We start from the raw sequence: 24,288 nt of genomic DNA on the forward strand, positions 1-24,288 counted from the left end.
AGGCAGACGTAGCGATCCTCCGACGTTGGTGTAGGCTGTGCCGTAATGATCCGCAGGTGCCGGAAGAGGTGGCCCAGATTCTGGCGCGGCGGATGCTGAATGGTCAGTCCGGATACTTTGCCATGTTGCCAGCACCACCCTTTACTCGTCGTGCCCTGGGCACCCTTGTCGCCTTTCTGATGTCGGCCCCGTTACCCGCTATCGCCGCCAACTGTGGCGCCTCGGGAGGGCTGGCTTTTGTCGGTGTCACCAACGATGGTTCGCGCTCGGTGTGGTTGTCGGGGACCTCGCCGGGCGACTTCGGGCTGGAGGCGGCGCAGGGAAAGCAGAGCGTCGATGAGTGGACGCGCAATGCCGGCGGCCTGCACCTGACCCTGTCGCCAGTGGTATCCAACGGCAACGGTGGTGTGCACAAGCTTCTGGATCTGGGGGGCAACAAGGATTGTCTGCTGGATACCCAGAACCAGAAGGGTGGCTTCACATTGCCGCCGGCCGGGCAGATCCCGATGCCGGAGCGTCCGGGCATTACCCCTCCCATCGGCAAGATCTTTCCTGATTTTTCCCGCCCTGGCGGGGTGACGCCGCCGATAGGTACGGTGCCTCCGGGCTTCCGACCGCCCACCGGGGTGACGCCGCCGGTGGGCACGGTACCTCCAGGCTTCGGGCCACCCACCGGGGTGACGCCGCCGATAGGTACGGTGCCGCCAGGCTTCCGGCCACCCACCGGGGTGACGCCGCCGGTAGGGACGGTGCCACCGAACTTCCGGCCGCCCACCGGAGTGACGCCGCCGATAGGGACGGTGCCGCCAGGCTTCCGACCCCCGACCGGGGTGACGCCACCGATAGGCACGGTGCCGCCAGGCTTCCGACCCCCGACCGGGGTGACGCCGCCGATAGGCACGGTGCCGCCGGACTTCAGGCCGCCCACCGGAGTGACGCCTCCGATAGGTACGGTGCCACCGGACTTCAGACCACCCACCGGGGTAACGCCACCGATAGGCACGGTGCCTCCGGACTTCAGGCCACCCACCGGGGTGACGCCGCCGATAGGCACGGTGCCTCCGGGCTTCCGGCCGCCGACCGGGGTAACGCCGCCGATAGGTACGGTGCCCGCCCCCGAACGTCCGCCGGTGGGGGTGACGCCGGGGCGGCCCACCCTGGGGCAATGGAGCCTTCCTCCGAACGTTGCGCGGCCGGGCGAGGTAGCGCCCCCCATCGGTGTCGTGCCTCCGGATGTCAGGCCACCTTCCGGGGTGACACCTCCCATCGGCGTCGTACCGCCTGAACAGCGTCCGCCGTCGGGTCTGACACCCTCTTTGCCATCGATGCCCCAGGGCCAGATCGTTGGCCGTGTCGACGCGGCCGAGTGGTATGCCGGGCGGGTGCCGCTGCCGGCTAACCGCTGCATCGACCCTCGTCACGACCCCAGGCTCGGGGGCGCACCGCTGGCCGACGGTACCCTGCCGGTGGTGACCTGCCCCGAGAACCTGCTGCGCCAGCACGCCCAGGCAAGAACCCGGAACGCGCTGGAGGCCACCTTGATGGAACAGGTGCCGATCACCGCAGGGCGTCAGGGAGAGCCGGTCTCTCCCTGGAACACCTGGGTGGATGCTCGTTATACCGATATCTCCGATGACCGTGATGGCCAGGATCTGGATGGCGAGGCCCAGGTAGTGGCGGTGGGTGTCGACCGCTGGGTGTCGGAGCAGACGGTGGCGGGGGGCAGTTTCAGCGTCGACTCGAGCCGCTCTGACAACTTTGGCGGCGCCTGGGACAGCGACAGCGATGGCTTCAGCATCTCGCCCTATGTCGCCTATCGACTGTCCGAGCGCTGGGCGTTGGACGCATCACTGATCTGGCGCTGGGGTGACAATGACACCGAACTGGCGACCCTGGAAGGCAGCTTCGACACCCGTAGCTTCGGCGGCGCGCTCAATGCCCACGGTCAGTACCGCTGGGGGGAGGCCCTGTTGCGTCCCACCGTCTCGCTGTTCTACTCCCGTGAGCGCAGCGACGACTATGACCTGGACGGCAAGATCCTGGGGATACCGGTGGAGGTGGAAGTGCCCGGCGACTCCTACAGCACCGGCGTAGCGTCGGTCAGTGGTGAGCTTAGCCGTATCTACCACACTGACCACGCGGGTCTGATCATGCCCTACGCCGAACTGGGGGTGGACTGGGCCTTCGAGCAGCCCAACGACGGGCGCTACCTCAACGAGGATCTGGAGTGGGAGGACCCTTCTGACCTGACGGGTACCCTGCGCACTGGCGCCCGCTGGTTTGTCGGCGAGGCCACCCTGCTCGAGGCCAGCGCCGGCTATCTCAGCATCGGCCATGATGACCTGGATATCTGGGAGGGGCGGTTGTATCTCTCCTACCGCTTCTGAGCGGGTGCGTCAGTCACGCTGCTGGCGGGAGATCAGCGCTACGTGATCGAGAAAGGCGCGAAACAGCTCGGCCTGACTCGTGACCTGCAGGCGCTGATAGACGTGCTTGCGGTGGACCTTGACGGTGCCGTCGCTGATGCCGAGCTCTCGCGCCGCCGACTTGGCCGAGTGGCCCGCGAGCAGCAGGCGCACGATATCCTGCTCGCGGCGGGTGAGCACACCCTGGCCAAAGCTCGAGAAGGCGGCGTCGACGGGCTCGACCTCCTGGTGTTGCGGTTCGAAGGCACTGCGTTGCCAGCTCCAGAACCGCTGAAGCAGGGCTTCGACGATGGGCGTCAGGTGGCGTAGCGCCTGTACGGTGCGCCGAGTCAGCGGTGGTGACTGGGTACGGAAGCCGAGGGACAGCACCATCACGGTGTCGTCGCTGACCCGTGCGAAGAGTCCGATCTCATCCTTGAGTCCCAGGCCGCGATAGTAGTGGTGGTAGTACTCGCTGCTCTCGAAACGGTCCGGCGCCAGATCGCGAAGTCGATGGGTACCGTTATCCTGACCAGACTCGATGGCCTGGAACATCGGGTCGAGCAGGTAGACGCGACTCAGATAAGGGTCGATGTCGCGCTGGCGGCGTTCGGGGGGATAGTTGTCATGGACCACTCGCGGACGGCCTCGGCCCTGGTAGGCATGCAGGATCAGGGTGTCCATGGGCACCAGCTCGGCGAGTGCCTGCTCCAGCTGTCGCGGAAGGTCGCTGCGATCGGCACCCTGAATCAGGCCAGCCAGTCGTTGGTGCCAGGCCTGGGCCGCGCTGGATGCCAGGTAGTCGATGGGAGTCATGAGGCTCGCTGGGTCGAAAGTCTGAAGCCAACACTGTATCACTTCGTTATTGGTGTCAGTGGTCGTCCCGAGGGTCTGCCGGGCTCGGCGTGACGTGGCGCTGGGGCGAGTCGGGCTGCTATCTTGGACTCCTTTGCCAACGGGACGGCAGCATGAGCGTGAGCATGACGACTCCAAGGGGCGGCGACAGGGCGAGCCGTCGCGAGATCTTCGGCTGGGCGATGTTCGACTTCGCCAATCAGGCCTACACCCTGCTGATCATCACCGTGGTGTTCGGTGAACTCTTCACCACGGTGATCGTCGGCGACCGAGGCGACGACTTTCGCCTGGCCAACCTGCTGTGGAGCCTGGCGCTGGCGCTGAGCTTTCTGCTGGTGGTGGTGACCGGCCCGCTGTGTGGTGCGGTGATGGACTACCGCGCCGAAAAGAAGCGCTTCCTGTTTGCCAGCTATCTGGCCACCATCGCCACCACCGCCATGCTGTACTTTGTCGAGCCGGGCTACGTGGCGCTGGGCTTTGTGTTGATCATCCTGTCCAACTACGCCTACTCCATGGGCGAGTCCTTTATCGCGGCCTTTCTTCCTGGGCTTGGGCCGCCAGAGAAGCTCGGCGCCATCTCCGGTTTCGGCTGGGCGCTGGGCTATGTCGGCGGACTGGTGGCGGCGGGCTTCACCCTGGCCATACTGGGCGAGGCCACCGCGGATAACTTCGAGCGGATCCGTTGGGTCGGGCCCTTTGCCGCGGGCTTCTTCCTGTTGGCGGCGATACCAACCTTCGTCTGGCTCAAGGAGCGCGCGGAACCACAGCCCCATCGCCAGCCCTTCGCCCGCATCGCCTGGCAGCGGGTATCGACCACCCTGCACGAGCTGCGTCGGTTCCGTGACCTGGGTCTGTTTCTGACCTCGGTGCTGTTCTCCATGGCCGGTGTCTACATCATCATCGCCTTCGCCTTCATCTATGGCGCCCAGGTCATCGGCTGGCAGGAAAGCACCCGCAACCTGATGTTCATCATCGTCCAGATCACCGCCGCGGCAGGGGCTCTCGGATTTGGCTTTATCCAGGACCGCATCGGTACCCTGGTGACCTATCTGATGACTCTGGTGCTGTGGGTGCTGGCGATCCTGGCCATCTGGGCCACCCCCGAGGTCACCGCCTGGCTAAACGCTACCTGGGGACTCGACTGGCAGGCCGAGCAACTGTTTCTGGTGGTCGGCTGCCTGGCGGGCCTCAGCCTCGGCTCCAGCCAGTCGGCCAGCCGGGTCCTGGTAGGCCTGTTCTCGCCCCGCCAGAAGGCGGCCGAGTTCTTCGGGTTCTGGGGGTTGGCCAACAAGCTGGCGGGGGTCATCGGTATCGTCGGCCTGGGACTGCTGCAGGCGGCGGTGGGGCTCAAGGCTTCGATCCTGTTGTGCGCTGCCTTCTTCATCATCGCCATCGTGATCTGCGCTGGCGTCAATCAGCGCCGCGGCCAGCGGGTGGCAGGGGAGTGGGAAGCCAGGCTGGACGATACGCACTGAACCACCTGGGCCGAGGGAACGCTATCGAGGACCTTGGCCGAGAGACCCGCTCCGAGGACGTTTGAATGCTGCCGGACGCGCTGTTCGCACCCGATACTCTGATCCTTTTGTCGGCCATCTTCGTCCTGGCAGGACTGGTCAAGGGAGTGCTCGGCATGGGCATGCCCACGGTACTGCTGGCGCTGTTGACCGCGACCCTGGGGCTGCCTCTGGCCATGGCGCTGATGCTGGTGCCCACGGTGGTCACCAACGTCTGGCAGGCCCTGGTGGGAGGGCATCTGCTGGCGCTATGCCGTCGGCTCTGGTTGTTTCTGTTGGCGGCGGTGCTGGCGGTCTGGCCGGGGGTATGGGTGCTGGCCAGCGTCGAGGCTCACTGGCTGTCGTTGCTGCTGGGGCTGTTGCTGATGCTCTACGCACTGATGAATCTGAGCGGGCGACGGCTGCGCTTCTCGGGAAGCCCGGTCCAGGCCGGCGCCGTCGGCGCGATGAATGGCGTCCTGACCGGGCTGACAGGCTCCAGCGTCTTCCCCGGGGTGCCCTTTCTGCAGGCCATCGGTCTGTCACGGGACGCCCTGGTTCAGGCCATGGGGCTGTTGTTCAGCCTGTCGACCCTGAGCCTGGCGCTGGCACTCGGCGAGAGGGACTTGCTCTCCACCGACCTGCTGCTGGCGTCGAGCCTGGCGCTGCTGCCGGCGAGTCTTGGCATGTGGTGGGGCGCCTGGCTCAGACGCCGGCTATCCGAGGCGCGCTTTCGCCAGGTGTTTCTGCTTGGCCTGCTGGCCATGGGCGGCTACCTGGTGACGCGTTCGCTGCTTGCGGCTTGAGCAACGACCCGGGCGACCCGAGCTTCATCGAGAGCTGCATTGGGCCGTTGCAGGCGCCGTCAGGGGTTGCCGGGGCGCCCCAGGGTTCGTTACTTCGGACGTTCCAGTGAGAACAGGTCGGTGCAGCGTGCGTAGTCGCTGCCGGCCATGCGCCCGATCGGGGCCAGGGCGTCGCAGCTGACGTGTCGACCGTTCCACACCCGGGGATCGGCGTGGATGACGGTCACCTCGGCCAGTACCAGGTTGCCTGACAGCGGACGGTCGCCGAAGTGCAGGATATCGTGAAGGCGACAGCCGAAGGCAACCGGTGCCTCCTGAATACGCGGTACCCGCAGGTCTCCCAGGCTGGCCTTGGTCAACCCGGCATGGTCGAACTCGTCTCCCTCGGGCGGCAGGCTTGCGCTGGTGGCGTTGAGCGCCTCGGCCAGCGCCTCACCACCGATATGCACGATGCACTCGCCGACCTGCTTGAGGTTGGCGATGGTGTCCTTGGTGGCGCCTTCGCCGTTGAGCAATGGAGAAAACGCCAGCACGGGGGGATCGACGCTGGCCACATTGAAAAACGAGAAGGGCGCCAGATTGGCGTGACCGCTCTCGCTCAGGGTCGACACCCAGGCGATGGGACGCGGAGCGATGGCTCCGGAGAACAGTCGATAGATCAGGCCGGCGTCCAGCTCGCTGACCTTGAGGGTGGCGTCGTCGCTCACTGTCGAACTCCTTGTCTTCATTGTCGTTGCAACAGCACCCGTTGTGATGGTGCCAGTTGGCGTGGGGCGGTCCAGGCGTTATCCCAGCACGCCGAGCCCGACAGGTCCAGCCTTGGCGGAGATACACGACCGAGGCCATCGCGCCGGTGCTGGAAAGGCGCCAGGGCCGCCAATCAGGCCCCGGTGCCTGGTCGGCGTCGGCGAGCGTTCAGGGAATCGGTGCCTCGAGGAAGTCACGCAACTGTTTTTCGGCCTGCTGGATGTTCACCACGCCGTCGATGTGGCCGCGGTCACCCTCCAGGGCCTCGAGGGTCACCGGGGTGCCGTCGGCCTCGATCAGTGCGGCGGTCTCGCGAACCTTCTGGGGCGAGAACACCAGGTCGTCTTCGCTGTAGAGCATCAGGGTCGGGGCCTCGATGGCGGCCAGGCCCGCCTCCAGGCTGTCGCCATGGCCAGTCATGAAGGCCTGGTTGGCCTTGACCAGGTACAGCAGATGGTTGGCGTCGGCGGTGGCAGCCCGCTGTTCGGCGACGCTGTCCAGGGTCGCCTCGACCTCGTACTGGGCTTCCAGTGAGCTCATCGGTGAGGTGTTGGCGTCGGCCCAGTCGCGGTCGAAGGTGGCGTCCGCCCAACGCCAGTGGTTGGCCTGCAGGGTGATCAGCTTCAACGACTCGCGTAGACCGTCGAGCGGTGGCGTCTGTCCGTAGTAGTCACCGCCGCGCCAGTTGGGGTCCAGCGTGATGGGGGCGGCCCAGGCGTCCAGGCTGGCGATCAGCCAGGGATCGGCCACGCCCGCACCGATCACCGGAATCAGGCGTTCGACCCGCTCGGGATAGGCGCTGGCCCACTCGTAAGCCTGCAGCGCCCCCATGGAGGCACCCATCACCGCGTGCAAGCGCTGGATACCGAGATCATCCAGCAAGGCCTTCTGCACATTGACGAAGTCGCGAATGGTCACCAACGGGAAGTCGGTGCCCCAGGGCTCGCCGGTGTCGGGGTTGTGACTGGCAGGGCCGGTGGTGGTGACTCTGGGGTCGCCGGCGTTGAGGTTGACCAGGGTGTCCGACGACACGACGTAATAGCGGTCGGTGTCGAGCGGCTTGCCGGGGCCGATGATGGCATCCCAGTAGCCCGGGGTCTCTTCACCGTCATAGCGGCCGGCGGCGTGACTGGTGCCGGAGAAGAAGTGGGTGATCAGGATGGCGTTATCGCCTGCCTCGTTAAGCTCGCCATAGGCCTCCCAGCCGACTCTGACCGGGGCGATGGTGTCACCGCCGACGGTGGTGTAGCTTGGCATCTCGAAGACCTGTTTGGTGACATTGTCCAGGCCGGTGGAGGCCGCCTCGTCATCGTTGTCGGCGCTGGCCAGTGCCGGCGAGGCGATAAGCCAGATCGAGGCGACGAGGAGGCCAAGGGCGACGGCGGCGCCAGGCTGGCGCCGGTCATGGAGAGCGGACGCATAAACTGTCATCATGAACCTTCCCTGGTGGTGGTTGGCGCGGACGATGCCGCGTACAGACACCAGTACAGCGTTCACCTGGCGCCTTCGCCATGCTGCCTTCGTCGTCCCGGCGCGAGGAGGACGAAACCGCCCGTGAGGAGAAACCGATGACCCAGCGACAGGGGACACGTGGCCCCGGGCTCGCCATGATGCTGTTGTTCTGGGTGCTGTTCATGGGGCTCGGTGGCTGGTGGGCGACGTCCTGGCTGGAGCAGCGCCTGAACCCCAATGCCAACCTGAATCAGGTGGCCGAGGGCGAGCCGTTGAGGCTCAAGCGCGGGCCTGGCGGACACTTCGTTGCGCCCGGCAGTATCAATGGCACGCCGGTGACCTTCCTTGTCGACACCGGCGCTACCCGTGTCGCTCTGCCGGGAGATCTGGCGGCAAGACTGTCGTTGCCGGACCTCGGCAGCGCCTGGTTTCATACCGCCAATGGTCGTGCACAAGGCACCCTGACACGCCTCGACAGCGTTACCCTGGGCGGCCTGTCGGCGACTCGGGTCGATGGCTCCATCAGCCCGGGCATGGAAGGTGAGACGGCGCTGCTGGGCATGAGCTTTCTCGGACGCTTCGACATTGCCATCCGTGGCGATATCCTGGAATTGCAGGCGCGCGGCTCCTCGTCACCGAGAGCCGACGCCGCTCCACACAAGGAGATTCAACCATGACCGCGCTCTCTCGATTGCGGCTGAAGTGGCCCATCCTCCAGGCTCCCATGGCCGGCGCCCAGGACGAGACACTGGCGCTTGCGGTCACCGCAGCCGGAGGCCTGGGAGGCCTGCCTGCCGGCATGCTGGCCCTCGAGGCGCTGGATCAGGCCCTTGCAGCGGTGGAAGGACAAGGCCCGGTCAACGTCAACTTCTTCAGCCATGCGTCGCCCGAGCCTCAACCGAGTCGACTGGAGAAGTGGCGAGCGTTGCTGGCCCCTTACCATGAAGAGTTGGGAATCGCGCCGCCACCTCCAAGTGACACGCCTACTAGACGGCCGTTCGACAGCGATGCCTGTGCCATCGTCGAGCGCCACCGTCCCGCCGTGGTGAGCTTTCATTTCGGTCTACCTGAGGCACAACTGGTCGAGCGGGTGAAGGCCTGCGGTGCGCTGGTGCTGTCTACCGCCACCACGGTGGATGAGGCCCGGTGGCTGGAAGCCCATGGCGCCGACGTGGTGATCGCCCAGGGCCTTGAAGCAGGGGGGCACCGGGGACATTTCTTGAGTGACGACCTGAGTCTTCAGTTGCCGCTGGCGTCATTGCTGCCCCGGGTGGTCGAGGCTATCTCGTTGCCGGTGGTGGCGACCGGAGGGATCGGCGACCCCCAGGGGGTCCGGCAGGCACTGGATCTGGGCGCCCAGGCGGTCCAGATCGGTACCGCACTGCTGTGCTGCCCCGAGGCATCGGTGAGGGCCGTCCACCGCAGGGCGCTGCAGGATGATGAAGCCTCCACCGACATCACCAATGTCTTCTCCGGTCGGCCCGCCCGCGGGATCGTCAATCGTGCCATGCGCGAGCTGGGGCCGCTGTCGGATGAGGTACCCGACTTTCCGCTGGCTGCCAGCGCCCTGTGCGAGCTGCGCGCGGCCCACGAGTCCCGTTGCAGCGGTGACTTTTCTCCGCTGTGGGCGGGCCAGAATCGACGCCACTGTCGTGAGGTACCGGTGGCCGAGCAACTCCAGTGGCTGGCAGGAGAACTCGAGGAGCAATGAGGAGCACGTCTTCCTGTGCGCTCGCAACGCCAACCTGGCGACAAGCGTAGATTGCGGTTCCTGGGGCAGGTCAGGGTCGCGAGGCAGCGCTAACGCTTCGGAAATCACGCGGCGCGTTTGCATAACCTGCGGCTTCGCTCTGGCATAAAAAAGCCGCGGCACTCGGCGATGAGTGGCCGCGGCTTCTGCTGATATCGGTTGATTATTGCTTTACCGATGTATTACCGCCTTGCGGCGGGGCGAAGGACATCGCCGAGCATGCTTTCGGTCTGTCGATCAGCACTCGCCTTCGGCGCACTTCTCGGTCTCGGCCAGGTCCGCGGCGTAGATGATGACGTCACCGTCTGTCTCATTCTTCCACCAGTGCCAGATCTCGTTGAACTCGGCGATGATCGACGGCGCCTTGTGAACGCGCGGCTGCTCATGCTTGGAGTTGTACTCGACGATCTCGCCCTGGAACACGAACAGGATAGCCGGGCGGTTTTCGTGGGAGTGGTAAGGCACGATGCCACCTGGTGCCACGTCGACGCGGCGGAAGCGCAGGTGACGTTGCTCGAGCGGTGCAGCGCCTGCCGGCAGCTTGACGTCCGCAAGGTCGATGTAGGCCAGTGTGGTATCGACCTCGTCAACGGGTTCCATCGGCGGATTTTTCTGATGTTCAAACATGGCGTAATTCCTTCTTGCGCAGCGTTGGGTTTGGTGGGGCGTGTATCACCGTGGTGATCTTCAGGTATCGGGGTAGATGTCTTTGACGGCCAGCACCGCATTGATGGTGACCGGGAAGCCGGCATAGGGCGCCAGCTGCATGAACAGTTCGACCAGCTCGTCACGGGTGAAGCCTAGTGAGCGTGCGATGCCGATATGGATGCGTAGCTGATTCTCGTGGCCTCCACAGGCCAGTGCCGAGAGCGTGGCGCTCTGGCGCAGCTTGGGGTCCAGGCCATCACGACCGTACATTTCGCCAAAGGGGAATTCGGCGACCAGGCGCATCAGGTCGGGGGCGAAGTCACCGAGCTTTTCCTCCAACGCTTGTGCGGCGGCGGGATTGTGCTTACGGAAGAAGGCGAGTCCCTTCTCCATGTTGGGTGAAACGGCGGTGGAACTCATTTTCCAGCATCCTCATGGCGACGATAGTGGTCGGGATAATCGCGTTCCGTGTCGGCCTTTCCGTAATCGGCAGCAGCAGGAAGACAAGCCATTTTTTTGCCGCTACCAATCTCTATATCGTTTGAAACATACGACTGTTTTATCTTGCTGAGTCATCACTTCTTGTCGGACTGATCCGTTTGCTCAGCTTGGTCGGTGCCGGGCCTGCAACCTTACCGGCACCGCTATGCCATAACGCCTATCGGGACCCGTTGCCGATCAGTGGGTGCCCTCGAACATGGCTCTCAGGTCGACGCTGTCCTGCTTGCCGATGTCGTCGTAGTGTTGCTCGATCCAGTCCTGGGCGCGTTTGCGGCCGAGATCTCGCAGATGGCACAGGAAGTCCCACTCGGCGTTGAGCTTCGATGAGGCCCCGAGGGGTTTCAGCAGGTCCTGGCTATCGATGATATGGACCAGCATGTCGCGATAGTTCTTGGGGTCGAGGTGGCCTTCGTGGATCAGTCGCTTGACGAAGGCAAGCGCCCTCAACTCCTTGAGCAGACTGGCGTTGAAGGTGATCTCGTTGGTGCGATTGAGGATCTCCTGGGCGCTGGTCGGCGACCCCTCACGCTCCACCGGATTGACCTGGACGATCAGAATGTCCCGGGACTCGGTGGTGTGATAGAAGGGAAACAGCGGAGGGTTACCGGAATAGCCGCCGTCCCAGTAGGGCACGCCGTCGACTTCGACCGCTTCGAACAGGAAGGGCAGGCAGGCCGACGCCATCACCATGTCGGGGGTGAGTTCGGCGCGATCGAAGATCTTGACGCGCCCGGTCTCGGCGTTGGTCGCGGCCACGAAGACCTTCATCTGGTCGCAGCCACACACATTGTCGAAGTCGACCTGCTCGACGATGATGTCCCGCAGGGGGTTGTACTTCATGGGGTTGAACTGGCTCGGCGAGAAGAATCGCGTCATCAGGTCGAAGTACACGTGGCCCGGCGAGTAGTCGAGGCTCCAGTTTCCGCTAAGACGATCCCAGGGGGTGCGCTGCAGAATGCTGAAGCGCGCCGACTGGGACACGGCACGCCAGAACGTTTCCAGTTTTTCGCGCCCAGCCTCTCGCCCGCCCTGGACCAGACCATCGGCCAGAACGACAGCGTTCATGGCGCCAGCGGAGGTGCCGGAAATGGCCTCGATCTCGATGCATGGGTCGTCGAGCAGGGCATCGAGGACCCCCCAGGTAAAGGCGCCGTGAGCGCCTCCACCCTGAAGTGCCAGACTTATTTTCTTGGGTGGCTTGGCCATCAAGCTCTCCTGTCATCTTGGTGCGGTCGTCCGTGAGGCCGTCTTCCCTTGCCGGGAAAAGTGCGGCAGCAGCGGCGTCGGCGGCAGGTTCGCCGCATGCTTCACCCTGTCGAACGGTGCTTCAGTGTGCTGTCCAGCCGCCATCGACCGGCAGGGCGATTCCCGTCATGGAGGCGGCGCCGTCCGAACACAGGAACAGCGCCGTGGCCGCCAGTTGTTCGGTGGTGACAAATTGGCGGGTCGGCTGGTTGGCGAGCAAGACGTCGCGAATGACCGAGTCCTCGGAGATACCGCGTGCCTTGGCGGTGTCGGGAATCTGCTTCTCGACCAGAGGCGTCAGCACGTATCCCGGGCAGATGGCATTGACGGTGATGCCGTGTTCGGCGACTTCCAGCGCCACGGTCTTGGTCAGTCCCAGAACGCCGTGCTTTGCGGCCACATAGGCCGACTTGAAAGGCGATGCCACCAGAGCATGGGCGGACGCGATGTTGATCACTCGCCCCCAGCCACGTGCCTTCATGCCAGGCAAGGCGGCCTTGGTCAGGTGAAAAGCGGAATTCATGTTGATGGCGATGATCGCGTTCCACTTGTCCTCGGGGAACTCGTCCACCGGTGCCACATGCTGAATACCGGCGTTGTTGACGATGATGTCCACGCTGCCGAATTCTGCCTCGGCCCGCTTGTGCATGGCGCTGATCTCGCCGGGGTCCATCATGTTGGCGTTGTCATAGACGACCTTGACGCCGTGCTTTTCGAGACTGGCGCGAGTGGCCTCCACGTCCGCGGCGGCCTCGATACCGTTGATGACCAGGTTGATGCCCGCCTTGGCGAAGCCTTCGGCGATACCGAGACCGATACCGCTGGTGGAGCCGGTGATGATGGCGGTCTTCTGCTGGGGCATGGATCACTTCCTCTAGAGACGAGATCGCCGGCGCTGGCCGGCAGGAACTTGCAGCGTGTTCATGGCTTGACCGATAGGTCGCTTCACTGGCCTCGCTTCGTCGACGAGCTTTTTCGATGGCTTCATCGTCGGGCTGTATCGGCGAGCTTTGTCGATGCCGTCATCGACATCGACCAGCTCCACAGAGCTCGACGTGTTTCACCGAGTCCGATCAGGCGGCAGGCCGGCAGCAGGCTCGTTGGTCATGGCCTTGTTCGACAGTGTCACCAGCATAGACTGGCATGCAAGATTCGGCTTTTGCTGAAATGGCTTTATCCACATAATGCTCATCAATGCTTAGCAGCAAAGCCGTTTGCCGCCTGACGAATACCCGGGCGCGCGTCGGTAACTTCCTTGGGAGCGCAGCGAACCACTGGTAAAATGCCTGCATGAATCCCAAGTCGCCCACGCTACCCGCCGACCTGCGCGACGATCCTCTCTACTATCTGCGTCACTTTCAGTTTGTGCTCGACTGGGTGATGGCACGCCACGCCGACCTGCTGGCAGAGCCAGAACAGCGCTTTATCATGGCCTTCGGCGAGCTGCCGGAGGCAGCCCAGGCGTTGCTGGTCCGCATGGTCTCGCGCAAGGGCGAGCTGTTTCGCACAAGTCGCCTGGTCTACACCGAGGTCGATGATCTCGAGCAGGCGCTGAGTCGACTGGCGGCGGCGCAGCTGGTGGAGCTTGATCCCGTGCTGAGTCTCGATGACCTGCTTGCACAGTTGCGCCTGCCCGAGGCTCGACGGGTCTTCGCCGAAACTGTGTCCGCTTGCGGTCTGCCCACCTCGGTCTCCAAGTCGCGTCTGTGCGAGGCGCTGGACGGCCAGTTCACGCCGCGGCGCTGGAGCGTCTGGTGGCCTGAGTCCGACGAGACCCTGGTGCGGGTGTCGGTAATGTCGGTGTGTGATCGACTGCGCCTGATGTTCTTCGGCAATCTGCGCCAGAGCTGGTCCGATTTCGTGATGGCCGAGCTTGGCCATATGCGCTATGAACGGGTGAGTCTCGATCCCGCATCGCGGGGGTTTCAGCAGCGTCAGGAGGTGGATGCCTACCTCTGCCTACATCGGCTGCGAGAGCGATTCGACGACGGCGAAGCCGTGGCTGATATCTGGTCGGCAGTACCGAGGTTGCCCGACGACAACCCCTGGCTCGCGGCGCGGCGGTCTCGCCTGCTGCTGCGTCTGGGTCAGCAGGCCCAGCGAGAGGGGCAGGCGGCGCTGGCGCTGGAGATCTTCTCCTTTGCTGGCCCGGGCGAAGCGCGGGTGCGTCGACTGCGCCTGCTGGAGCGAGAGGGCGAGCATCACCAGGCGTTGACGCTGGCGACCCAGGCGCTCGAGGCACCGCTGGACGACGCCGAGCGCCAGGCGCTTGCCCGGCTGGTGCCGCGATTGCAGCGCCGCCTGGGTCTGCCGGTGCTCAAGCCGGCAGCACAGGCGCCGCCGAAGAGCTGGAGCCTGAGCTTGCCGCCACAATCGCTGGCGGCCAGTGGCTCGGTGGAGCTGGCGCTGCGTGATCACCTGGCCCGGGATGAGGCCCCAGCCTTCTACGTCGAGAATCACCTCTTCGCCGGGCTCTTCGGGCTGCTCTGCTGGGACGTCATCTTCGCCCCCTTGCCGGGAGCCTTCTTTCATCCCTTTCATCGAGGGCCGGCGGATCTGTATCGGCCAGACTTCGTATCGCGGCGGCGTGATCGCTTCGATGCCTGCCTGGAGGCGCTGGCGAGCGGCGACTACCGCGAGCGTATCAGGGCCCGCTGGCGCGACAAGCAGGGGCTGGCCAACCCCTTCGTCTACTGGGAAGTGCTCGACGAAGCCTTGCTGGAACTGGCACTTCACTGTATTGCGCCTGAACACCTGGCGGTGCTGTTCGAGCGCCTTCTCGAGGATCTCAAGGCCAACCGATCTGGCTGGCCGGACCTGATCCAGTTCTTTCCCGATGCTGGGCAGGGCCAGCCCCGCTATCGTCTGATCGAGGTCAAGGCGCCAGGTGACCGGCTGCAGGACAACCAGCGACGTTGGCTTGAGCACTTCCAGTGCCACGGCATTCCGGTGTCGGTGTGCCACGTGAGGTGGTCCGATGGCTGAGGGGTTTTCATCGTCTGACGATGCCGAGACAGCTACCTCGGACACGGCCGAGTCGGTCTCTCTCCGCGTCGGCGTGCGCGAACTGTGCGAGTTCACCGGTAGACGCGGTGATCTGGATCACCGCTTCACCCCGGCCCCCAGCTCGCGGGAAGGGATAGAGGGCCATGCCCGCGTCGTGGCCCGACGTGGCGAAGGCTACCGCAGTGAGGTGATGGTGGTCGCCACCCTCGAGGGACTCAAGGTCCAGGGGCGCATCGACGGTGTGGCCGAGAACGGTGGGCGACTCGAAGAGATCAAGACCCACCGGGGACGCCTGGAGCGCATGGCCGACAATCAGCGCGCGTTGCACTGGGCCCAGGTGCGGGCCTACGGCGCACTTTGGTGCCACCAGCAAGGGCGCGAGCGGATTACCCTGGCGCTGGTCTATCTGGATCTGGTCAGCGGTCGCGAGACTTGCCTGAGCGTCGAGGCCGAGGCCGCCACGCTGTGGCAGGAGCTTGAGTCGGCCTGTCGCGCCTATCGAGCCTGGGCGCTGGCCGAAGCCTCACATCGCCGGCGGCGAGATGAAGCGCTGGACCGTCTGACGTTTCCCTACCCGGCGTTCAGGCCTGGGCAGCGCGAGATGGCCGAGACCACCTACAAGGCCGTCGCCACTGGCCGGGATCTGCTGATCGAGGCGCCGACTGGCATCGGCAAGACCCTGGGGAGCCTGTTCCCGCTGCTCAAAGCGATGCCCCGCCAGGCGCTGGACCGCGCCGCCTTTCTGACCATGAAGACCACCGGCCGACAGCTGGCGCTGGCGGCACTGGCGCAGCTCGACCCTGGCCCACAGCGCAAGCTGCGCACGCTGGAGCTGATCGCTCGGGACAAGGCCTGCGAGCATCCTCAGCTGGCCTGCCACGGAGATAGCTGTCCTCTGGCTGAGGGCTTCTACGACCGACTGCCCGAGGCGAGGCAGGCGGCAGTGGAGCAGGGCTGGCTGGATCGTGACGGACTCAGGCAGGTGGCGCTTGAGCATCGCGTCTGCCCCTACTACCTGGGCCAGGAGATGGCTCGCTGGTGCGATCTGGTGGTCGGCGACGTCAATCACTATTTCGACTCGAGCGCGCTGTTGCACGGCTTGGCCCAGGCGCGACAGTGGCGCCTGGGTGTGCTGGTGGACGAAGCCCACAACCTGATCGAGCGTGCCCGTGGCATGTACTCGGCGAGCCTCGACCAGCGCCGTCTTGCTCGTTTGCAAAAGGAGGCGCCGGGGGCGCTGCGCCAGCCTCTGGCCAGGGTGATCAAGCAGTGGCAGGCACTGGTGCGTCAGCACGGCGGAGAGGACCCGGGCAGTCGCGAAGCGCCACGCTGGTTTGCCCTCGACGCCTTGCCGGCGGAGTTGATCGGCTCCCTTCAGGGACTCTGTGGTGCCATCGGCGACCACCTGGGCGAGCATCCGGAGGACACCCAGCCGGCGCTGACCGACTGCCTGTTCGAGGCGTTGGCCTTCGTTCGGCTGGCGGAGCGTTTCGGTGATCATTCGCTGTGCGAGCTCACCCGTCACGGGCGCGGGCGGGCACGACTGGCCATCGTCAACCAGGTGCCCGCCGACTTCCTGCGGCCCCGTTTCGCCGCGGCTCACGCAAGCGTGCTGTTTTCCGCGACCCTGGCGCCACCACGCTATCAGATCGACCTGCTGGGGCTAGCCGAGGACACGGTATGGTCCGAGGTCGCGTCGCCTTTTGTCGCCGAGCAGCTCGAGGTGCGGGTGTGCGCGCAGCTGTCTACCCGCTACCGCGATCGGAAGCGATCCCTGCCGGGAATACTCGACGTCATGAGCGAGCAGTACCGTCGACGTCCCGGCCACTATCTGGCGTTCTTCTCGAGCTTCGCCTACCTGGAGCAGGTGCGAGAAGCCCTGGCCGAGGCCCATCCCGACATTCCTCAGCGCGCCCAGCGACGCGCCATGAGCGAGGCGGAGCGGGAGGCCTTTCTGGAGGACTTTGTGCCAGGGGGTGAGGGAATCGCCTTCGCGGTACTCGGAGGCGCCTTCGCCGAAGGCGTCGACCTGCCCGGCGAGCGTTTGATCGGTGCCTTTGTCGCCACCCTGGGGCTACCCCCCAGCGATGCCCGCCAGGAGGCGCTGAAGACACGCCTCGAGCAACGCTTCGGTCGCGGTGACGACTACGCCTATCGTATTCCCGGGCTGATCAAGGTGGTCCAGGCGGCCGGGCGGGTCATTCGCGGGCCCCAGGATACCGGCACCCTGGTATTGCTGGACGATCGCTTCGCCAGACCGGAGGTGCAGGCGAGGCTGCCCCGCTGGTGGGAAACGGCCCGGCGCTGACGTCGTCCCTGTGTCTGACCTGTCGCTGCCCTTGTCCGTTCTCTGCCCTTGCCTGGGCAGACTGGCCGTCGACGTGGCCGGTGAATGGCAGGGCAAGCGACTTCTGACATGAGGGCCGGAGGTTCTAGCACTAGGGCCGGAGGTCAGGACTCGTTGGCCGAGCGCTTGGTGTCGTCGCTATCCGAGGCTTGGCGCCGGGGGATTTCCTCGACCCGGGTCAGGATGTCCTCGTCGGCCTCGAACAGGGTCTCGAGCTCCTTGGCCGCCTGTCGCACCGTCTGCATCTGCTTCTTCTCGTTGCCGAAGACCTCGAGCTGACGCCGCAGGGTCTCCTCGTCGTGGGGGCGGAAGGTGTCGATGGTGTGCTGGGCCTGGTCGCGGGGCACACCGAGCCCGATCAGCACCTCACGGGTCATTTCCAGGCTCGCCGGCAGCAGCTCACGAAGGATAAAGCCGACCTTGGCACGCATCAGCAGCTGGGCATGGTGACGATCTCGGGCACGTGCATAGATCTTGAGGTGAGGGAAGCGCTTGCTGGCGCGATGGATGATGCGCATCGAGATATCCGGATCGCCGACCGCGACCACCAGCACCTGGGCATGACGCGCGCCGGCGGCATCCAGCAGGTCCAGTCGGGTAGCGTCGCCGTAGTACACCTTGTTGCCGTAGCGACGCACGAAGTCGACGTGGTCGGCATTGATGTCGAGGACGGTGTAGGGGATCTCGAGCCCTTGAAGCGCACGCCCCATGATCTGGCCGAAGCGACCGAAGCCGACCAGAATGATGCGTGGCGAATCATCGCCCATGGCATCGAAGTCGCGCTTGGGCCGAGGCTTCTTGAACAATGGCCGCACCAGCCGTTCGTGGCCCAGAAACAGGATCGGGGTGGCGGCCATGGACAGCGACACTACCAGCACCAGAACGTGCACGAGGTCCTGCGCCAGCAAGGCGGCGGAACCCGCGGCGGTCAACAGCACGAAGGCGAATTCTCCGCCCTGTGACAACAGCACACCGAGGGTGGTGGTCTCGCGCCAGCCGCAGCGGTAGACCCGAGCGGCGATCATCAGGCTGGCGCCCTTGGCCAGCAGCAGCAGTGCGGTCAGCCCCAGCACCAGCCCAGGGGACTGTGTCAGCAGACCGACCTTGGCGGTCATGCCCACCGCCATGAAGAATAGCCCCAGCAGCAGACCGCGAAACGGTTCGATGTCGGCCTCGATGCTGTGGCGATACTCGGAATCGGCCAGCAGGATACCGGCGATAAAGGCGCCAAGTGCCATGGACAGTCCGGCGAGCTCCATCAGCAGGGCGGCACCGATCAGTACCAGCAACGACATGCCGGCGAACACTTCGCGGCTGTCGGTGGCCGCGGCCAGGCGGAACAGCGGCGGCAGCAGCTTGCGCCCGCCAAAGATCAGACCGGTGAAGGCGGCGACGGCGATGGCGACTTCCTTGAGCACCGCAGTCATGCCGCCGCTGACCAGCGAGTCGGCGGCAAGGATCGGAATCACCGCCAGTACCGGAATGGCCGCCATGTCCTGGAACAGCAGCAGCGCAAAGGCATGGCGTCCGTGGCGGCTGTTGAGTTCCTGGCGCTCGCCCAGCAGGTGCAGTACCAGTGGCGTAGAGCAAAGCCCCAGACTGAAGCCCACCACCGCCGCCGCCACCGGCGGAAGGCCCAGTGCCAGGGCGGTCAGGCCCAGCACCAGGGTAGTGATGGCCACCTGCAGGCTGCCAAAGCCGAACACCGCCTTGCGCATCAGCTTGAGCCGCGCCGGTTTCAGCTCCAGGCCGATGACGAACAGCAGAAAGACGATACCGACTTGCGAGAACTGCAGTACCCCTTCTGCGTCCGGTACCAGGCCGAGGGCCGAGGGGCCAATCAGCACGCCGGCGATCAGGTAGCCGAGCACTTCCCCCAGGCCAAGGCGTTTGATGATCGGGACCACCAGCACCGCCGCAGTGAGAAAGATCAAGACGTTGAGAAGCAGCGCGGTGGCCAAGGTCGGGTCTCCAGGGCGGCTCGTGGGTGGGCCCCATAGCATACCTGATGTCACCGGCATGCATGTTATGCCGATAGCAGCGTGGGCGCTGGGGCGGGGCTCTGTTGCAGGAGGGCTCTGTTACAGGGCGTTGATGCAGGGCTCTGAGGCGGAGCTTTGCTGCGGTGTGCTGGTGCCGGGGCTGGTTCGCGGTGCTGGACAGCCCCCGGCGTCACGGCACCTTTAGCGCCGTGGGCCGCAGCGGGGGCTTCTGCTCATTCGGACGAGAGGCTGTCCTCACCGAGGGCGACATAGCCTGGCAGTGCCTGGATACGTTGGATCCAGGCACGAATGCCGGGAAAGGCGCCGAGATCGAAGCCGCCTTCGTGGGCCACATGGGTGTAGGCGTAGAGCGAGATGTCGGCGATGGTGGGGTGCTCGCCCACCAGAAAGGGCGTAGCCTCCAGCTGACGCTCCATGACGCCGAGCGCCTTGTAGCCGCCTTGTTGCTTGGCATCGAATTCGGCCCGCCGGTCCTCCGGCAATCCGAGGTAGAGCGAGATGAAGCGCGCCACGGCGATGTAGGGCTCATGACTGTACTGTTCGAAGTATTGCCACTGCAGCACCTTGGCATGGCGGTAACGATCCTCGGGCAGCCACTCACTGCCGCTGGCCAGGTAGTGGAGGATAGCGTTGGATTCCGCCAGAAAGCGTCCATCATCCAGCTCGAGCAGGGGGATCTTGCCGTTGGGGTTGCGGCCCAGGAAGTCTTCTTCGCGGGTGTCCCCGGCCAGGATGTCGATGCCTATCCACACCATGCGAATGTCCAGCAGCGATGCCAGCAGCTTGATCTTGTAGCAGTTTCCCGAGCGTGTATCGCCGTAGAGATTCATGGAGGTGTCCCCTGGTGCATGGATGAAGAGTCTATGGTGTCACTATTGCGGGAGGCGGGAAGGTCGACAGCGCGATTCGGCACTGAGCGACGCTGCGGGAGTCGCAGTGGCATCTGGCAGCTTCTATCCTGTTCCAGGCGGTCAGGGCCGCCCCGTACCGAAGGGTAGTCTAACCCTTGTAGCATGGAGCTGCGCCCCAGTAGCAAGAGCGGCAAGAGCGGCAATAGTGTCGAGAGCGGCCAAAAGGGCAAGCGCGGCGTGAGCGGCAGGATGGGCAAGAGCGTCGAGCTGGCCCGACTCGAAGTCAAGGATGCCGGAGGTAAGGCGATGGATGACAGGCGTGCCGCAAGGTGGCCAGCACGACTGCTTGGCCTGTTGGTGCTGGCGACAGCGTTGGTTGCACTGGCCGCCGGGGGCTACCTGCTGGCGCTGGGTGGCTCGGCGTACTACGTGCTGGCGGCGGGGGGGCTGGCGCTGACGGGATGCGGCCTGATGGCACGATGGCGCCTCGCCCCGGGGCTTTACGCTTTACTGCTTGGAGCAACCCTTGGCTGGGCACTGTGGGAAGTGGGGCTGGACGCCTGGCGCCTGCTGCCGCGTCTGGGCCTGCCGGCATTGCTGGGGCTGGTGCTGCTGTTGCCCTGGTTCGCCCGCGGTGCCTACGCCTGCTGCAGGCAGGCGCTGGGATTGATGACGCTCTCTTGCTTGTCCTTGCTGCTGTTGCTGGCCTTTCTCCCTGCTGTCGAACCGTCCTTGTCTTCGCGTCCCGAGAGTCCTGGCTCCTCGGTGCCCAAGGCCCCGGCAAACCCCCAGGGTGAGTCCGCCACTGGCCTCGACGCGCTATGGCGTCTCGAGCTGGAGCAGGAGAGGGCGGAGGCAGAGACAGAGACAGAGACAGAGACAGAGAACCACTTGGCCACCGCCTTCCCTCTGGTCATCATCGACGACCGATTGATTGTCTGCACCTCGAGCGGTATCGAAGCTCGCATGGTCGCTACCGGCGAGCGTCTTTGGTCGCACCCGAACAGCGACGAAAAGGGCAACGCGGACAATATCGAGCCGCTGGGGCCCTGTCGCACGCTTGCCTATCACGATGCCGCTGAGCGAACGCAGGATATGGTCGAGGGCGTCTTTGCGCCGACCCCCGGGGAGGGCGAGCCGGATCCCCTGGAAATGTCGACGACCCATGAAGGTGCCGGGGAAGAGGGGGTCGCGGAAAGCGATCTGGTCTGTCCGCAGCGGCTGTTCGTAGTCACCCGAGATCGGCGCTTGCTGGCGCTGGATGCCGACACCGGCAGACACTGCGAGAGTTTCGGCACCGACGGCCAGGTCGACCTGGCCGAAGTGGCTGACGTGGCTGACGTGGCCGAAGTGGCTGACATGAGTGCCGATACATCCGCCGAGGTGCTGAAGGGAGCCGCAGGCATCCAGGTCACCTCGCGACTGGTACTGCTGACGGGGTTCGGCCCCGAGGTGGTGGCGCTGGACATCGCCACCGGCGATCGCATCTGGCGCTGGCGGCCCGAGACGCCAGGCGCCGACAACCTTCGCATCGTCGCCGTCGATGAGACCCAGGGCCTGCTGATGGTGGCTGCCCCTACTGACCCTGCTGACCCTGCTGCCTCTGGGGCCGAGCGCCGCCCGGACAACGTCCGAGATGAGAGTGAGCAGGGCCCTGGAGGCCGGGTGACGGCGCTGGAGGTGACCACCGGCGAACCGCTATGGACGCGAGCGCTGGATCTTGCCCCCACGCCCGGCGAGGGGGCGATGCCTGTCGATGCGGCGATCACAGCGTCGACGGCAGCAAAGGACGTTGTCATGGTCAGCCTGGACGATAGACCCCAGGCCGCGGTGGTGGCGACGAGCGAGGGCCGGCTGTTGATGCTGGACATGCCCAGCGGGGAGACCCTGGCGTCGCTCGACCTGATGCCACCACCGCCGCTGTCGGCAGAGACCTGGCGAACCCCGCCCTCTGACCCGAAGGCACTGCGCGAACGCGACATGTGGGGACTTTCGCCGGTGGATCAACTGCTTTGCCGTATTCGCCTGCGGGCCAGGGACAGCGCTGGGCCAGTCACCTTGCCGGCGTCGCTGGAGCGGCTGATCCGACCGACGCTACCCTTGGTGTCACCCCGTGTGGCGCTGAGGCTCGGCCCGGATGGGCAAGCGCTCTACGCCAGCGTCGGCTCCCGTGGTGCCGACCCTCGTCATCCCTGGCTATCCTGCCGTACGCCTCCCTGGGGGGAGCTGGTCAAGGTCGAGCTGTCCGCGCTTTACGCTCTGCGCGGCAGTGATGGTAGTGATGATAGTGATGGTAGCGATAGCTCGGCGATCGTCTGGCGTCGCACCGTCGGTGACCTCGACGTCGAATTGCCCCAGGAGTTGCGCTTGCCGTTCGAGCTTTCGCTGCCTGTCGGAACGGCGAACCTGTCCACTCCGATGATGCTCGCGGGTAGTTCCGGCGATGCAGCGGTGGTCGTCGCGGACCAGACAAGGTCAGTCGCGCTCTACGCCTTCGCTCTGGATGATGGTCGGGCATTGTGGCGCCAGCGAATGGTCGAGGGGGCGCGGGGAGCAAGCCAACTTACTCACCAGGGCAGGAGCGAGGCGAACGTGGTGGCGCTTGTCCTGCCGCGAGATGCAGCGCCTTCAGACCAGGCCGCCGAACTGGTGGTGTACGCAGCGCCCGAGGCTTTGCCCCAAGGGGGTGGCACAAAGTGAGCGAGGGCGGGCGTCGGTCCCGCCGCGCCCGGCCATGGCTATGCTGAAAAACAACATTGCAGGTTACGCAGGGGGCACCCATGAGAACCATGTTGATTGTCGTCGTCGGGGTGGTCGTGGTCCTGGTGTTGCTGTGGCGCTGTCCCAAGCCGCGACAGCACACCGCCATGTGGATATTCAGCCTCGCCTGGCTGGCGATATGCGCCTGGAACCTGAGCGTCGGGCTGTCGCACGGCTACGCCCTGGGCGAAGAGTTGCTGGTCCATGCGCTGCTTTACGGGGTACCCGTGGGGCTTGGCTGGTGGCGGGTGTGCAGGGAGCCGTCCTCGATCTGACTGGTGCAGGACAGAGGCTGGCGCTCTGTTCAGTCGCCGGGCGCCTTTTGTTTATAGTGGCCGGGGATCTTGACGCGCTCGCCATTGGGCAGCGTCTTGACGTGGGTGGGAACGTAGACTCGCTTGATGACACTCTTGGATGTCGCCATGACGGACCTCCTGCATGTTCCATGGAGAGGACCTCCGATAGTCCTCATCACTACCAGAGCCTGATGAGGTTGTAAATGAGAGCATATATCTTTTGTCATCAAATCACATTTGACCTGCATCAAGGGAAGCGACCATTGCCTGCGCAGCGAGTGCGGGGCTAGACCGATGAGCGCCCACGCCCCCCTGATCGAATGCCGACACTATCCAGACCGAGTATTGAGTGACCGCCACGACTTTCAGCAGCTGTTGCTGGGCCGCGGCGGCATGGTGGAACTGGACGTTGGCGGACGTGGTCTGCGCGTAGGGCCGGGCGTACTGGCCCCGGTCCCCAGCGGCGAGACCCACCACTATCTCGCGCCGGGGGCCAACGACATTCTGGTGCTCGACCTGCCGGTGGCCTGGTGCCAGGCCCTGGGGGTGGAGGGGATCTTCGAAAACGAGCGAGCGAGGGGCTATCGCGCGCCGGCGAGCCTGGTCGAGGCCGCGCCCGCCCCGGGCGCCGGCGTCGAGGCGCTGGCCCGGTGGCTTTCCCGCCTGCAGCACGCGCTGGATGAAGGGCGCGGCAGGCCGCTCCCGGCGCCGCGTCTGCGTCTGCTCCAGCTGCTGCCAAGGCTACGCGGCGAGCTGGCCCACCCCTGGCGCGTCAAGGAGATGGCGGCGCTGTGCCACCTGTCCGAGGCGGTCTTCGCCCGTCAGTTTCGTGAGCTGCTCGGAGTGCCGCCGGCGGTCTGGCTGCGTCGTGAGCGGCTGGCCCTGGCGCGACAATTGCTGGTCACCCGGACTCGTTCCGGCTCGGCCATGGCCCTCAGCGAGGTCGCGCTGGTCTGCGGGTTCCACGACGCCGCCCACTTTTCCCGCGTCTTCCGCGAGGCCCATGACGTTTCTCCCGGCGCCTGGCGGCGTCAAGCCGCAACCGCCACGCACAACAGGTCAGAATCGTACAAGACCTAGTGTGGGCGGCTGGCCCATACTCGAGACCTCGGTGCTCTGGAGG

19 protein-coding genes are annotated in these 24,288 nt (G+C 65.2%); 10 read left to right on the top strand and 9 right to left on the bottom strand.

Features of this window, described 5'->3' with window-relative positions; translation table 11 throughout:
- Positions 1 to 68 precede the first annotated feature (68 nt).
- The gene (locus C6W88_RS21350; protein ID WP_146164646.1) at positions 69 to 2,387 is read left to right on the top strand and encodes an autotransporter outer membrane beta-barrel domain-containing protein; all 2,319 of its coding nucleotides are present in this window, start codon (positions 69 to 71) and stop codon (positions 2,385 to 2,387) included.
- A gap of 9 nt (positions 2,388 to 2,396) precedes the next feature.
- Here the strand turns inward: C6W88_RS21350 and C6W88_RS09065 are convergent, their stop codons facing one another.
- Positions 2,397 to 3,221, bottom strand: a complete 825-nt coding sequence (locus tag C6W88_RS09065) for a helix-turn-helix transcriptional regulator (RefSeq protein ID WP_108132251.1) — start codon at positions 3,219 to 3,221, stop codon at positions 2,397 to 2,399.
- Between the two features lie 164 nt (positions 3,222 to 3,385).
- On the opposite strand from C6W88_RS09065, the gene C6W88_RS09070 reads away from it, so the two are divergent.
- Together C6W88_RS09070 and C6W88_RS09075 are read left to right on the top strand one after the other, a co-directional pair.
- On the top strand, positions 3,386 to 4,735 hold the full coding sequence (locus tag C6W88_RS09070; RefSeq protein ID WP_231498595.1) for an MFS transporter: 1,350 nt from the start codon (positions 3,386 to 3,388) through the stop codon (positions 4,733 to 4,735).
- 65 nt (positions 4,736 to 4,800) lie between these two features.
- On the top strand, positions 4,801 to 5,559 hold the full coding sequence (locus C6W88_RS09075) for a sulfite exporter TauE/SafE family protein (RefSeq protein ID WP_045991241.1): 759 nt from the start codon (positions 4,801 to 4,803) through the stop codon (positions 5,557 to 5,559).
- An 89-nt stretch (positions 5,560 to 5,648) separates the two neighbouring features.
- Here C6W88_RS09075 and C6W88_RS09080 read toward each other — a convergent pair whose 3' ends face one another.
- Both C6W88_RS09080 and C6W88_RS09085 read right to left on the bottom strand, forming a co-directional pair.
- Positions 5,649 to 6,266: a flavin reductase family protein gene (locus C6W88_RS09080; protein ID WP_231498596.1), complete on the bottom strand. Its 618-nt coding sequence runs from the start codon at positions 6,264 to 6,266 to the stop codon at positions 5,649 to 5,651.
- Positions 6,267 to 6,474: 208 nt separating this feature from the next.
- A complete protein-coding gene (locus tag C6W88_RS09085; protein WP_231498597.1) occupies positions 6,475 to 7,740 on the bottom strand; it encodes an E22 family MetX-like putative esterase in 1,266 nt (421 codons plus the stop codon).
- 134 nt (positions 7,741 to 7,874) lie between these two features.
- Between C6W88_RS09085 and C6W88_RS09090 the strand changes: the two genes are divergently transcribed.
- A complete protein-coding gene (locus C6W88_RS09090) occupies positions 7,875 to 8,435 on the top strand; it encodes a retropepsin-like aspartic protease family protein (protein ID WP_108132253.1) in 561 nt (186 codons plus the stop codon).
- Positions 8,432 to 9,469, top strand: a complete 1,038-nt coding sequence (locus C6W88_RS09095) for an NAD(P)H-dependent flavin oxidoreductase (RefSeq protein ID WP_108132254.1) — start codon at positions 8,432 to 8,434, stop codon at positions 9,467 to 9,469. Before C6W88_RS09090 ends, C6W88_RS09095 begins: the two co-directional genes overlap by 4 nt.
- 276 nt (positions 9,470 to 9,745) lie before the next feature.
- On the opposite strand, the gene C6W88_RS09100 is transcribed toward C6W88_RS09095, so the two are convergent.
- The 4 genes from C6W88_RS09100 to C6W88_RS09115 form a co-directional block, all read right to left on the bottom strand.
- Complete coding sequence (locus C6W88_RS09100) at positions 9,746 to 10,135, bottom strand: cupin domain-containing protein (RefSeq protein WP_052704216.1); 390 nt, start codon at positions 10,133 to 10,135, stop codon at positions 9,746 to 9,748.
- A gap of 60 nt (positions 10,136 to 10,195) precedes the next feature.
- Positions 10,196 to 10,576 carry a carboxymuconolactone decarboxylase family protein gene (locus C6W88_RS09105; RefSeq protein WP_052704215.1) on the bottom strand — a complete coding sequence of 127 codons (381 nt, stop codon included), beginning with the start codon at positions 10,574 to 10,576 and terminating at the stop codon, positions 10,196 to 10,198.
- A gap of 258 nt (positions 10,577 to 10,834) precedes the next feature.
- A complete protein-coding gene (locus tag C6W88_RS09110; RefSeq protein ID WP_045991237.1) occupies positions 10,835 to 11,863 on the bottom strand; it encodes a patatin-like phospholipase family protein in 1,029 nt (342 codons plus the stop codon).
- 121 nt (positions 11,864 to 11,984) lie between these two features.
- Positions 11,985 to 12,764, bottom strand: a complete 780-nt coding sequence (locus C6W88_RS09115) for a 3-hydroxybutyrate dehydrogenase (protein WP_045991236.1) — start codon at positions 12,762 to 12,764, stop codon at positions 11,985 to 11,987.
- A gap of 428 nt (positions 12,765 to 13,192) precedes the next feature.
- Between C6W88_RS09115 and C6W88_RS09120 the strand changes: the two genes are divergently transcribed.
- Together C6W88_RS09120 and C6W88_RS09125 are read left to right on the top strand one after the other, a co-directional pair.
- Positions 13,193 to 14,887 carry a VRR-NUC domain-containing protein gene (locus C6W88_RS09120; RefSeq protein WP_108132255.1) on the top strand — a complete coding sequence of 565 codons (1,695 nt, stop codon included), beginning with the start codon at positions 13,193 to 13,195 and terminating at the stop codon, positions 14,885 to 14,887.
- Entirely contained in the window at positions 14,880 to 17,216 is a 2,337-nt protein-coding gene (locus C6W88_RS09125) for an ATP-dependent DNA helicase (RefSeq protein ID WP_108132256.1), read from the top strand. The genes C6W88_RS09120 and C6W88_RS09125 overlap by 8 nt, the downstream gene beginning before the upstream one ends.
- A 143-nt stretch (positions 17,217 to 17,359) precedes the next feature.
- Here the strand turns inward: C6W88_RS09125 and C6W88_RS09130 are convergent, their stop codons facing one another.
- Complete coding sequence (locus tag C6W88_RS09130; RefSeq protein WP_108132257.1) at positions 17,360 to 19,216, bottom strand: monovalent cation:proton antiporter-2 (CPA2) family protein; 1,857 nt, start codon at positions 19,214 to 19,216, stop codon at positions 17,360 to 17,362.
- Positions 19,217 to 19,470: 254 nt separating this feature from the next.
- A complete protein-coding gene (locus C6W88_RS09135) occupies positions 19,471 to 20,088 on the bottom strand; it encodes a glutathione S-transferase family protein (protein ID WP_108132258.1) in 618 nt (205 codons plus the stop codon).
- Positions 20,089 to 20,346: 258 nt separating this feature from the next.
- Between C6W88_RS09135 and C6W88_RS09140 the strand changes: the two genes are divergently transcribed.
- The 3 genes from C6W88_RS09140 (at position 20,347) to C6W88_RS09150 (ending at position 24,245) form a co-directional block, all read left to right on the top strand.
- On the top strand, positions 20,347 to 22,809 hold the full coding sequence (locus C6W88_RS09140) for a BamB-related PQQ repeat family beta-propellar protein (protein ID WP_181248589.1): 2,463 nt from the start codon (positions 20,347 to 20,349) through the stop codon (positions 22,807 to 22,809).
- A gap of 80 nt (positions 22,810 to 22,889) precedes the next feature.
- A complete protein-coding gene (locus C6W88_RS09145; RefSeq protein ID WP_045991231.1) occupies positions 22,890 to 23,144 on the top strand; it encodes a hypothetical protein in 255 nt (84 codons plus the stop codon).
- A 315-nt stretch (positions 23,145 to 23,459) separates the two neighbouring features.
- Complete coding sequence (locus C6W88_RS09150) at positions 23,460 to 24,245, top strand: AraC family transcriptional regulator (RefSeq protein WP_108132260.1); 786 nt, start codon at positions 23,460 to 23,462, stop codon at positions 24,243 to 24,245.
- The last annotated feature ends 43 nt before the right edge of the window (positions 24,246 to 24,288 follow it).

This window comes from Halomonas litopenaei, from assembly GCF_003045775.1.
Taxonomy (GTDB): Bacteria; Pseudomonadota; Gammaproteobacteria; order Pseudomonadales; family Halomonadaceae; genus Halomonas; species Halomonas litopenaei.